At 51.9% G+C, this 12,847-nt stretch carries 10 protein-coding genes; 9 read left to right on the top strand and 1 reads right to left on the bottom strand.

Annotation, left to right across the window (positions count from 1 at the left end; all coding sequences use genetic code 11):
* Positions 1-34: 34 nt before the first annotated feature.
* The 8 genes from siaB to F7R27_RS06645 all read left to right on the top strand — a co-directional run bounded on the left by siaB (position 35) and on the right by F7R27_RS06645 (position 7,927).
* A complete protein-coding gene (gene siaB / locus F7R27_RS06680; protein ID WP_151703452.1) occupies positions 35-577 on the top strand; it encodes a biofilm regulation protein kinase SiaB in 543 nt (180 codons plus the stop codon).
* A gap of 21 nt (positions 578-598) precedes the next feature.
* Positions 599-979: a biofilm regulation phosphoprotein SiaC gene (siaC, locus tag F7R27_RS06675; protein ID WP_151703451.1), complete on the top strand. Its 381-nt coding sequence runs from the start codon at positions 599-601 to the stop codon at positions 977-979.
* Entirely contained in the window at positions 969-1,811 is an 843-nt protein-coding gene (gene siaD, locus F7R27_RS06670) for a biofilm regulation diguanylate cyclase SiaD (protein WP_206060429.1), read from the top strand. The genes siaC and siaD overlap by 11 nt, the downstream gene beginning before the upstream one ends.
* Positions 1,812-1,845: 34 nt before the next feature.
* The gene (gene siaA / locus F7R27_RS06665) at positions 1,846-3,834 is read left to right on the top strand and encodes a biofilm regulation protein phosphatase SiaA (protein ID WP_151703450.1); all 1,989 of its coding nucleotides are present in this window, start codon (positions 1,846-1,848) and stop codon (positions 3,832-3,834) included.
* A gap of 120 nt (positions 3,835-3,954) precedes the next feature.
* Positions 3,955-5,067 carry an extracellular solute-binding protein gene (locus F7R27_RS06660; RefSeq protein WP_151703449.1) on the top strand — a complete coding sequence of 371 codons (1,113 nt, stop codon included), beginning with the start codon at positions 3,955-3,957 and terminating at the stop codon, positions 5,065-5,067.
* Positions 5,068-5,137: 70 nt separating this feature from the next.
* Positions 5,138-6,223: an ABC transporter ATP-binding protein gene (locus tag F7R27_RS06655; protein WP_151703448.1), complete on the top strand. Its 1,086-nt coding sequence runs from the start codon at positions 5,138-5,140 to the stop codon at positions 6,221-6,223.
* A complete protein-coding gene (locus F7R27_RS06650) occupies positions 6,216-7,103 on the top strand; it encodes an ABC transporter permease (protein WP_151703447.1) in 888 nt (295 codons plus the stop codon). The genes F7R27_RS06655 and F7R27_RS06650 overlap by 8 nt, the downstream gene beginning before the upstream one ends.
* A complete protein-coding gene (locus F7R27_RS06645) occupies positions 7,100-7,927 on the top strand; it encodes an ABC transporter permease (RefSeq protein ID WP_151703446.1) in 828 nt (275 codons plus the stop codon). Before F7R27_RS06650 ends, F7R27_RS06645 begins: the two co-directional genes overlap by 4 nt.
* A gap of 31 nt (positions 7,928-7,958) precedes the next feature.
* On the opposite strand, the gene F7R27_RS06640 is transcribed toward F7R27_RS06645, so the two are convergent.
* Positions 7,959-9,575: a GGDEF domain-containing protein gene (locus F7R27_RS06640; RefSeq protein WP_151703445.1), complete on the bottom strand. Its 1,617-nt coding sequence runs from the start codon at positions 9,573-9,575 to the stop codon at positions 7,959-7,961.
* Between the two features lie 278 nt (positions 9,576-9,853).
* Here F7R27_RS06640 and F7R27_RS06635 point away from each other — a divergent pair, with 278 nt between their 5' ends.
* Positions 9,854-12,799 carry an EAL domain-containing protein gene (locus F7R27_RS06635; RefSeq protein WP_168927447.1) on the top strand — a complete coding sequence of 982 codons (2,946 nt, stop codon included), beginning with the start codon at positions 9,854-9,856 and terminating at the stop codon, positions 12,797-12,799.
* The last annotated feature ends 48 nt before the right edge of the window (positions 12,800-12,847 follow it).

Here is a 12,847-nt window from a genome sequence, read left to right as displayed (position 1 = left end):
ACTCAATGTATATCACAGATGCCGGAGGTCCCTGATGCAGGATCTAGATTTACTGTCTATCCGAGAGCAATTCAACAAGGAGCAGATACTGTTATGCTTCAATGGCCCCATCACCCGCAGCTTGATTGAAGAGATAGGTAATGCACTGAAAAATTACCTTCAGGCCAACGATGCCGAGCCCAGCGCGGCGATGGATGTATTCGGCACCTATATCGAGATGACACAGAACATCAGGCACTACGCCACCAGCAAGGGTTACACCGAAATCGAAGGCGCAGCCACCATCGTGGTTGCACGACATGACAGCACACACTATGCGATCCTCGCAGGCAATATCGTCGAAAAAGAGGATGCGCAGTTACTGAGCCAGCGAGTAGAAGCGCTTGCCAGCATGGACAAGGCCGAGCTGAAGGCAGCCTACAAGCAACAACTGCGCAAGCCTCGTGATCAGAGCGCAACCACTGGCGCGGGTCTTGGGCTTCTCGATATCGCTCGTAAATCATCAAAGCCGCTGAACGCCAACCTCGTGGATACCGAGAATGGAAAAACACTCTTCAGCCTGCTCGCAATCGTCTGATATGGATCTTTTTTACTTGATATGAACGCACTATATATTGAAGGCACATCGTCCACACCAACCATCAGCTGTGATGTGGAGACAGGCACACTTTCCATGGCGGGTGACTCCTACCCTGAAAACTCCTTCGAATTTTTCAATGACGTGATTGAATGGGTCAGTGATTTTCTGGATCAGTTGGATAAACCACTTAACCTCGAGCTGAAACTGATATATATGAACACCAGCAGCGTCAAAGCGATGATGGATATCTTTGATCTGCTTGAAGCGGCCCACCTCAAGGGACGCGCTGTTTCAGTCAACTGGTATTATGATCCCAGAAATGAGCGAGTTATTGAGCTGGCTGAGGAGTTCAAAGAGGACTGCACCTTTTCCTTCATGATCATACCCGATGAGAAATGAGAAGATGACGGACAGGGATTCAGAAACCCCTCAATGGATCACTGACCAGCTGGACGACCCGGCTAATCAGAACAACCCCCTTCTGCCTGCCCTTAAATACCTGCTGGAACAGGATAAAGAGCATAGAGCGCGGATGGACAGGATGTTGCGCATATCCGACGGCTACGGCAACCTTGTGCACAACCAGAGTCTGAGCCTGTCACAACGCTATGATAAACAGCTGCGACGTCTGGAAAAAATAACCCGGATCTCTGATCGCTATCAGCAAGAGATGATGGAGCTGAACCAGTCACTGCGACAGGCAGCGCTGCATGATCCACTGACGGGACTTCCCAACAGGCGCATGATACTGGAGCGGATGAAGTCCGAACTCGCCAGGCAGGACCGTGGCTGCGCACGCTTTTCATTGATCATGCTTGATGTTGATCACTTCAAGCATTTCAATGACACCTATGGCCATGAAACGGGCGATGCCGTCCTGTCCAAGCTTGCTGAGGTGATGCAGCACACCGTTCGTGAATATGATCTGTGCGCCAGATGGGGCGGCGAGGAGTTTCTGATCCTGCTACCCGAAACCGATCTGAAGACCGCTCAAACCACTGCTGAACGCCTGCTTCAAACGCTGAGAACATCCACGCTTGATGAGGTATTTCGCTCACCCGACCAGCCTCACACCAAACTGACAGCCAGTTTGGGCGTCGCAACCTATCAACCCGACGAAACACTGGACGAAGCGATCAATCGAGCCGACTCCGCGCTCCTCATTGCCAAACAGAATGGCCGTAATCGCGTAGAACTGAATCTGGAGCATGAAGACCACCCTGCTCCCTAAATCCTCCGCCTGATGACAAAGGATCAGAACCAAGATGGCAAACTGGAAAAGTGGGCTAAGAACCAAAGCACTGACAGCACTGCTTCTCTCTTCATTGATTGCACTGATCCCTGCCGGATTGATTGGCTGGCAGGTACTGACCTCGGTTCAGGAGCACTTCGGTGAGGCCTATGCCCGCAACTTCACGCAACTCAATACGCAAACCATTATTGCACCTATCTCCCGCGATCTGGCGCTGTCACAACGACTGGCCGAGTCTATACTGATCCGCAACTGGTTGCTGAATGAAGAGGATGAGACACTCAAGGCGATGGCGTTTGAGGAGGCATCAGGCTACGCCAACTCTTTCAGCAGCGGTTCCTATTTCATCATCAGCAACCTCTCCTTTCAATATTACTTCAACGATCCCGATCAGCCCTTCAGTGATCAGCCGCGTTATCATCTGAATCCCGACAACCAGGATGACAGCTGGTTTTTTAACCTGATTGAGACTACAGATCACTACAATATCAATGTCAACCCGGATGTTCAGTTGGGTACGACCCGCGTGTGGTTGAATGTCATCATCCCGGGCGAAGATCAGAAACTGGGTTTTGCCGGCACCGGAATAGACCTGACAGATTTCATTGCAGCATTCATCAACTCAGATGAGCCTGGTGTCACACCCATGATCATCAATCCGGAGGGGGCTATTCAGGCCCACCCCGACACCAGCCGAATCGCCTTTGGCGCAACTGCCGGTATGGTCTCGTCGGGCAACAACCTTGTGCAGCAACTGGGTGAAGATGAGAGCCAGGCGCTTAAGGCCGCCATGGCACAGCTCAAGGCAGACGCGACTCAGGTTGCCACCCTGTGGACCACCCTGGACGACCGCAGACAACTGCTGGCTGTTGCCTTTATCCCTGAACTGCAGTGGTACATTCTGACCGCTGTTGATCTCAATGCCGCAAAGGTCTTTGACGGTCCCTGGGTAAACGAGCTGCTCATCACATTCGGACTGCTGTTGATTTTTCTGCTGATGGCACTTGCCTACGCGGTTGAGCGACTGTTGCTGGCGCCGCTCAGACGTCTGCAGAGTTCTGCAACCGAAATGGCCCAAGGCAACTATGATGTGGCGCTGCCCGCCCGCTCCCGTGACGAGATAGGGGATCTCAATCGTGCCTTCAGCATCATGGCTAACAAGGTCAAAAGTCACACTGAAGAGCTGGAGGATAAAGTTCGACTGCGTACCTTTGAACTGGAAGGCGCCAACACCGAGATGCAGGCGATCAATAAGCTGGTCAGTGATTCCATTGAGTATGCCAGCCTGATTCAGCGCGCCATATTACCGGACAGTCTGTTGAACAAAACCCTGACAGATAGTCACTTTGTCATCTGGTTACCTCGTGATGGCGTGGGTGGCGATTTCTATCTTTTCCACACAGACTCTGATCGTTATCTGATAGGCGTGGTGGATTGTGCCGGGCATGGCGTGCCGGGTGCGCTGATGACCATGCTTTCACGTGCTGCACTGGACCAGGCGATTAATGAAAATGGCATAGGCTCCCCTGCCACTCTTCTGACTCGGGCTGATCAGATCCTGCGCAGCATGCTGAAGGAGCATGACATGCCCTCAGCACTGGCAACCAACATGGATGTCGGCCTGGTGCTCGCCGAGCCGAATCACAATCGCATGATCTTTGCCGGCGCAAAAATGTCGCTCTTCTTGCATGACGGTCAGGAAGTTCTGCAGATCAAAGGGGGAAAACGCGCCCTGCTCGATCGTAAAACTATTGAGTATGAAAATCGCTTGCTTGCCATCAATTCACAGACTATCTGCTATCTTTGTAGTGACGGCTATCTGGATCAGGCAGGTGGCGAACAGGGCTATGGCATGGGTACCACACAGTTCATGGCATTGTTGCAGCAACATGCAGACTTGCCGCTTCCAAGGCAGGGCGAGTTATTAAGGAGTGAGCTTGATCTTTATCGCGGTGACTACTCACTGCGAGACGATATCACAGTGATTGGTTTCAGACCATAAACTCCTTGTTGAGCATTCAGTTTTCGTTTATGTTCGTAATGTAATAAATAATTCACTTTGGTAACATACTATCGACCTTGATGAACAACCAAGAAAATTAACTAACATCAGGAACATGCCATGACAGTCTCACGTCGCCAATTCTTGAAAGGTGCGGCTGCTGCCGGAACACTCGCAGCCAGCCCGTTTTTCATCAACAGTGCACTGGCCTCAAGCAAAGAGCTCCGTATCTATGCCTGGGCAGGCTACATCACTGACGAAATGCTCTCTGACTTCAAAGAAAAAACCGGCATCAATGCCACTTTCACCCCCTATGGCACCAACGACGAGCTGATGAACTCCCTGCGCGCCACAGATGGCTCAGGCTTTGACATTATCATGCCAACCGTTGACCGCGTACCGGGCTACGTCGAGTTTGATCTTGTTCAGCCACTGGATACCAGCCGCATCAACTGGGATGGCGCCCTGGAAAGTGCCATCGAAGGCTCAGAGGTCGGCGGTATTGTTGATGGTAAACGTTACTTCGCACCTTCTGACTGGGGTACGGAAGCGATCTGCTACAACAAAGAGCTGGCCAAGGTTGATCGCAGCAACCTCAGCTATGGTGATCTGTGGAACCCTGAGCATGGTGATGGTGTGACTGTACGTGGTCACTCTGCACTGGTCGGTATCGGCCTGTGGCTGGAGCAGGCAGGACAACTTCCCTTCCCACTGCTTGATTCCTACAAGAACGAGCAGGCAATGCGAGCCAATTTCGATGTGATCCTGAAAGTGGCAACTGAGCACAAACATATGATCGCTCAGTTCTGGTCAACCGAGAACGAAGCGCAGGGTGCTTTCCTGGCCAACGGTGCCGTGATTGGCCAGACCTGGGACAGTACCGCCTTCAACCTGATCAAAGAGGGTGAGCCTATGGGTTATGCCGCACCTAAAGAGGGTGCCATGGCCTGGATGGAAGGCTTTGTGATCCCGAAAAATGCCAATAACATCGACTCAGTTTATGAGTTCATCAACTGGTATTACACACCAGAAGCCGGCGCCATGTTTGTCAAGGCAACCGGTTATAACTCTACCTCAAAAGGTGCTGCCGAGCTGTTGCCGGAAGAGACCAAACAGTTCTTCCTGGACTCCTACACTGAGCAGGATCTGAAGAATCTATGGTGGTGGCCGATTCAGGAACCCTGGTACGTTGCGCTGCGCAACGAATATCAGGATCGCTACCTCTCCGCCTGATTCAGACCTACAACTCTTCGCATGGCCCCGGCTCTCGGGGTCATGCCCTACCTACCCGGTGTAAGACTTTATGGATAGCAGTGTTCATCTTGATAACGTCATGATGCAGTTCGACAACTTCGTTGCCGTTCAAAAAACAGACCTGAAAATCGAATCAGGCGAATTCTTCAGCTTTCTCGGCCCATCAGGCTGTGGCAAAACCACCATCCTTAATATGATCAGTGGATTTCTTGACCCTACCGAAGGCACGGTTCGTATAGGCGGCGAAGATATGCGCCGCGTCTCCGCCAACAAGCGGCCAACCTCAATGATCTTTCAGAACCTCGCGCTCTTCCCTCTGATGACCGTGGCAGAGAACATTGAGTTTGGTCTTGAAGTCAGGGGCATCAAAAAAGCCGAACGCAGAAAGGTTTCTGATCGCCTGCTCAATCTCGTGGCCCTGCCTGAATGCCGCGACAAGCGTATCAGCGACCTGTCAGGCGGACAGAAACAACGTATCGCCATCGCTCGCGCACTCGCGGTTGAGCCAAGAGTATTGCTGCTGGATGAACCACTGTCGGCACTGGATCTTAAACTGCGCCAGCATATGCGCACTGAGTTGAAAGAGATACAACGTAAAACAGGCATCACCTTTATCTACATTACGCACGATCAGGGCGAAGCGCTGACCATGTCCGACAGAGTCGGCGTGATGTCGGCAGGCAAGCTGCAGCAGGTCGCCGACCCCGTCACTCTGTATCGAGCCCCCGCAACGCCTTTTGCTGCATCCTTTGTAGGAGAGAACAACCGCATCGCAGGCAAAGTGATTGCGATGGATGGTAAGCGAACCACACTGGACTGCGGCGTTCTGGGGCAGCTCTCAGGAACCAGTGTGCATGACCTGTCGGTTGGAGAGAGTGCCCTGCTGTTTATCCGCCCCGAGCTGCTCAATCGTCGTACCGAAATGACAGAAAACTGCTTCACCGCAAAGATACAGGAGCTGAACTTCGAGGGCGCCTATCTGATGATGGAGGCCACCCCTATCAACACTCAGAGCACCATCAGAGCACAGCTGCTCAGTGATGTGAATATAGGTGATCTGGCTACAGGAAATCAGGTGATCTTCGGGTTCGATGCCCAGGACGCCATCATCATGTCGGGTAAAAGCGATGTTTAAGCAACTCTCAGACCGTTTCGGCCCCATGGTCGCCATCGGCATTCTGTTGCTGATGCTGCTCTGGCTGGTGATGCTGGTTGTTCTGCCCCAGGTATTGATGATCGACTATTCACTAAGACCCAACCTGCCTCCGAGCCAGATCGGTGGTCCGAATGACAACTATACACTCAGCAACTATGTCACGCTGTTCAACAACCAGATCCATCAAACCATTTTCTTCAAAACCATCTGGTCAAGTGTACTGGTGACCGTCTGTACTCTCATTGTCTGCTATCCATTGGCTTATTATCTGGCAAAGGTTGCAACCCCGCGGCAAGCGGCTCTATGCGTACTGCTGCTGATCATTCCATTCTGGATCAATGAGATACTGAGAACCTTTTCATGGTTTATTATCCTGTCTTATCGCGGCCCGTTGAACGCACTGTTGCTGGGTATGGGCTTCATAGACAGACCGATACGCTTTCTGTCGGGAGATGGCGGCGTCATCATCGGCATGGTTTATGCTTATATCCTGTTCATGGTGTTTCCATTGTATAACGCGATAGAAAGTCTGGACGGCAATCAGATCAAGGCTGCCAGAAATCTTGGCTCCGGCTGGATCAGAACCCACTACCGAATCATCATTCCACATGCCAAACCCGGTATCGCCACCGGCTGTATCATGGTGTTCATGCTATCGGCTGGCAGCTACGCGGTGCCTGCGCTGCTTGGCTCACCAGGTAGTCGATGGTTCACTCAGATCATCTACAACTGGTTCTTTGAGGGAGGCGACTGGAATCAGGGGGCGGCGTATGCCTTTATCCTGCTGCTACTGTGTATCGGCTTTATCGTCCTGGTGATGCGTCTGTTCAAGGTTGGCCTGGGGGATATCGCACGATGAGTTCACAAAACATCCTCAAGTGGGGCATTCGTTTCTACATTACACTGTTCTTTCTTTATCTGTTCACGCCACTGATCATCATGTCGGCTGCGACTTTCAATGACAGCCGCTTTCCGACGATCTCTCCCTGGCGTGGTACCACACTGAAATGGTTTGAAGAGCTGTGGAACGACTCCGGCATGTGGCAGGCACTTAGCAACAGTGCCATCATTGCGGCTGGTGTGCTGGCGATTGCTGTGCCTATCGGTGTCGCCTGCGCCCTGTTTCTCTCGACCTATCGTGGTGGCGGTAAAAACTTCATCTATGGTCTGATGCTCTCCCCACTCCTGACACCCGGCGTGATCATCGGCATCTCGACCCTGATTTTCTGGCGCAGCATGGGTGTCAGCGGCGGGATCTTCCTGACCATCATCGCTCAGACAACCTTCATTGCTGCCTATGTGATGCTGATGATACTCGCGCGCATGCAGCGCTTTGACAGAACCCTGGAGAATGCTGCCTTCAGCCTCGGTGCCACCCATCTGCAGGTGTTCAGACGCATCACTCTGCCTTACCTTATGCCTGCGATACTGTCAGCAGGTGTAATCGCGTTCCTCCAGTCCTTTGAGAACTACAACACGACCCTGTTCGTAAAAGGCTATGATACGACGCTGACCGTCTATATCGCCTCCAAGGTCAGAACCGGTCTGACTCCCGCCGTCAATGCGCTGGGTCTCATACTGATCGTGATCACTGTCCTGCTGGCGGCGATTTATGAGATCAAGCGCCGACATGAAGCAAGAGCTGCTGAACAAAAAGCAGCACTGGCCGACACAGCGAACTGAGATAATAATGGGTGCCTTAACCAGGTAACAGTCAGGAGGCTACTTGGTTACGGCCCATTTTTTTGGCACGATACAGCGCCTGATCTGCTTTTGACAGCATCATCTCTATATCGTGGTTCTCTTCGCTGAGCTCGCAACAGCCTATACTTATCGTCAGTGAAATAGACGGCTCGCCTGTGCGCTCAACCGGATTGAACTCTATTGCCTTGCGCAGCTTTTCAGCCACTATGAGCGCCCGCTCCAGACCGGTTTCGGGCAAGAGTATCGCAAACTCCTCCCCGCCCATGCGCGCCAACGAGTCCTCTTCCCTGAGCAACCGCTGGCATTCGCGCACAAAAGCAACCAGCACCTCATCACCCGCCGCATGACCATAACGATCATTGATATTCTTGAAGTGATCCAGATCCATCATCAGCACCGACAGAGGCTTCGCATAACGCCTTGAGCGCGATACCTCCTGATCAGCCACCTCCATGAAATGGCGTCGATTCATGACACCGGTCAGCCAATCTGTACGCGCCAGCTCTCTGAGTCGCTGTTCCAACAGAGTCCGCTCCTTGATCTCCAGCCTCATGCGATAATTGAGTCGATGAAAATAGAGCATGATGATGCTCGCCAGCACCGAGACAATGATAGAAGCTGACAGGATGGTGTAGATCGTCGTCAGATTTGCAGGTGTCTGCACATCAGCCTCAGGCAGGTACAGAAAACCATCAAGCGAAAATTCCGGTGACATCAGCCCCGCTTCTGCAAAACTGCTGACAATATGCCGCCATCTACCCTCATACATATGCCCCGGAGGCACCAGTGAGCCGACCATCAGCCTATGTATCTCGCGTGCTTCGTAGCGCAAGGCATCACGGCTGGCCTGTGGATCATACTCCTTTATGATCAGATCAATGATCTCTTCTGTATTATCCAAAGCATAGCGCCAACCTTTGAACGTGGCATCACGAAAGGCTCTTACCAGTTGCTCATTCTGCTTCAGTAGTGACTCTGTCGTGAACAGGGTATCACCATAGTAATCTATCCCCGAGGAGCGTGGATTCAATAACTGATAGGGAAAACCAGCGCGCTGAAGATGAAAGGGTTCCGTGGTGGTGTAAGCCGTCATGGCATCGACACGCCCCTCGAGTAATGCCGTAACATTACCCTCATGAGGCACTATCTCGATGCTTTCGAGCGGTACCTGCTCCATACGCAGGTAAGAGATCAGCTCCTCTGCCCCACCCTCCAGCAACAGGCGCTTTCCAGCCAGATCATGCACACTTCTGAGGTCCTGGCCGGTTCTGGCCAACACGACATAAGGCGAGTGCTGAAAAATAACGCCCAGCACCACGACCGGCTTACCTTCTGCCCGATGGATTGCAAGGCCGGACGTTGCCACACCGAACTCAGCATCTCCCGAGAGCACAACCTGAGTGGGATCTCGCTCAGGTTCATTTTCAAGGATGACTACATCCAGCCCGGCCTCACGGTAATATCCCTGATGCCTGGCAGCATAAAAGCCGGCAAACTGAAATTGATGCAGCCATTTGAGCTGCAGCCGAACAGAGGTTAATTCTGGCTCAGCAACCGCATATGGCATGAAGCACAGCAGACTACTGATCAACATCAATCTGACGATTCTTGTCACCCAAAAAGCCATCTCATCCGTGCCTGTCTATAGAGGTGGTCAGCATGATATTCCTTATGCAACTCATGCTTTATCAAGGTATTGCCACAATTACCAACTATTATGCCTCATTTTCATGTATCTGTACGCATAACGTTCAATCAGTTACTGATTTCAACCTTACATATTGATAAGATCTAATTTACCGAATGGTCTCTATCCCAGTGATATGTAGTCAATGGCGCTCATCTTCGACACAAACCAACCCCCTTTTCAACAGAGAAGCAACACCGACAGAATGGATAGATCAGATGCATAGCCTTAAGCTGCTGGCCCTGCGCTCGCCAGGTCTGCTCACCGCTGCCGCATTTCTTTTAGCCGGTTTTTTATCTGCCTTCGTAGTGCACGAGCTTGAAACTGAAAGAGCCCGTGTTGAACGAGCCAACGCAAACGCTCTGGTACATAGTCACGCTGCCCTGATCCACACCACGCTCAATCAAAGCCTGTCTGCAAACTATGCGCTGGCGGCCATGTTAGAGCACCACCACGGAGAGGTGATCGACTTTGACAGCACTGCTGTATCACTGCTTGAGTATTACCCTGCCTTATCACATCTGGCATTGTCGCCGGATGGCGTCATAACCCATGTCTACCCACTACAGGGCAATGAGTCCACCTTGGGATTTAATCAGTTGGAAGATGATGAGCAGGGTACGGAAGCCTCCCTGGCTCGCATCAGTGGAACCATGACACTGGCTGGCCCCCTGGAGCTTGTTCAGGGAGGTGTTGGTCTGATTGCCCGCCTGCCGGTTTACCTCGAGAAACATGATGAAGAACCTCTCTTCTGGGGGTTCACGAATGTCGCACTGCGACTGCCGGATTTACTGAGCGAAGCTGGATTGTCGCAACTGCTGCTCAGTGGTTACGAGTACAAGCTATTGCGACCTGCCCCACATGGCAATACACAAGACATAATTGATCAATCTGATAAACAGGTCTTAACAGAACCTGTTACAGCCACCATTCAGGTACCGAATGGCTACTGGGAGCTTCATGCTGAACCGGTTGGGGGATGGGGTAATAAATGGCACCTCACTCGTAATTTGCTGCTGGGCCTGCTTTTCCCCCTGCTGATCATATTACAAACACACCTGTTGCTCAGAATTTACCGCCACCGCCACAGTCTGGAGGGGATAGTACACAAGCGTACTGCCGACATTCTGGAAGCACAGTCACAACTGAAGGCCACATTGGATGCCATTCCAGACCTGCTGTTCGAGGTAGACCTGAGTGGCCGGATACTGGCCTACCACTCACCCAGGACTGAGCTGCTGAACCTCCCGCCGGAGGCGTTCATGAACAGGCAATTTGCAGAACTCTTACCTGTCGAAGCTTCCACAGCCTGTATGGAGGCGATTCAGGAAGCTCATGACAACAACTTCTCCAGCGGCAAGAGTTACCCCTTGCAGATTAATGGAAATACCCATTGGTTTGAGCTCTCTGTCGCACGCAAGAAAATGAGTAATGGCAATGCACGGTTCATCATGCTGGCGCGTGATATCACCGAACGCAAGGAAACAGAAGTGGAGCTGCGCATTGCCGCCACTGCCTTCAATTCACTCGAAGGCATACTGGTCACAGATGCAGATCAGACCATAATCCGTGTCAATCAGGCTTTCACAAGAATCACAGGATATGAAGCGCACGAGGTGATCGGTAAAAAGCCATCAATACTAAGCTCAGGACGGCATGACAGGGCTTTTTATGATCAGATGTATACTCAGCTTAACAGTGAAGGTGGCTGGCAGGGAGAGGTCTGGAACCGACGCAAGAGCGGTGAAGTGTACCCTGAATGGCTATCAATCGCGGCGATTCATGATCATCAAGGCCGCATCAGCCACTACCTTGCCACACTGACTGATATGACGGAACGCAAAGAGCGGGAAGATAAGATCAACCGCCTGGCATTCTACGATCCTCTGACACAACTACCCAACCGCCGCCTGCTGGGTGATCGTCTGGATCATGCCCTGGCCAACTCTCAACGAGGTCAGTATATCAGCGCACTGATTTTGGTTGATCTCGACAACTTCAAATATCTGAATGATTCCCTTGGACTCAAAACAGGTGATCAGTTACTGCAACAAACGGCCAGCCGCCTCAAGCGGGTAGTCAGAGAAAACGATACACTTGCTCGACTGGGGGGAGATGAGTTTATTGCACTGGTTGAGGGTATTGGTACCGATTCGGCTCAGGCAGCAGCGCGTGCGGAGCAGATTGCCGAGAAAATAGCGACAGCCTTGAATGAGCCTTATCAACTGAAGGACCAGCTTTACTACAGTACAGCCAGTATTGGCGTCACCCTGTTCGAAAATCACCATGCTACCGGCGATGAGTTGCTGAAACAGGTAGATCAGGCGATGTATCAGGCCAAGGCAGCAGGCCGAAACCAGATCTGCTTTTTTGACCCGGACCTGCAACATGAGATACTTGAACGTATAGCGCTGATCAATGCACTGCGCGAAGCGATCAATAAGCATCAATTGCAGCTCTATTACCAGCCTCAGACAGATGCGCAGAGCAAGGTGATCGGGACTGAAGCCCTGATCCGCTGGAAACATCCTGAAAGAGGTATGGTTTCACCTGGACTCTTCATTCCCCTGGCCGAAGAGACCGGACAGATTCTGGCAATCGGAGAGTGGGTATTGAAGACAGCCTGCCAGCAACTGGCGCAGTGGCACCAGACCGAGCAGGGGTGCAATCTGATCATGTCCGTCAACGTCAGTGCGCGTCAGTTCAACCAGCCAGACTTTGTCATGCAAGTACACGAAGTACTGACCCAGACCGGCGCATCTCCCCGGCACCTGCAGATAGAACTGACCGAGAGCAGCCTTGTAGCCAACACCGAAGAGGTGATCAGTAAGATGCAGCAGCTGAAAGCCTCCGGCATTCTGATCTCACTTGATGATTTCGGTACAGGCTACTCCTCACTGGCCTACCTGCGACAGCTTCCGATTGATCAATTGAAGATTGATCAATCCTTCGTCAATAACATTACCACCGGCGATCATGACGCCACTCTGGCGACTGCCATTATCTCGCTGGGGCACAGCCTGGGACTGGAGGTCATTGCCGAAGGTGTCGAGACTCAAGAGCAATTCACATTTCTGCGGCAGCAGGGTTGCGACCTGTTTCAGGGCTACCTGCTTGGCAAACCCGCTCCGGCTGATACCATATTCCAGGCAGAGGTACTGTGATCCGGTTGAAACTTCCGCTCTGTGTGCCAATCTGATACTCATAGACAA

The organism is Nitrincola alkalilacustris (assembly GCF_008973755.1).
GTDB classification, from domain to species: domain Bacteria; phylum Pseudomonadota; class Gammaproteobacteria; order Pseudomonadales; family Balneatricaceae; genus Nitrincola; species Nitrincola alkalilacustris.
This window is presented reverse-complemented; position numbering and strand designations above follow the sequence as displayed.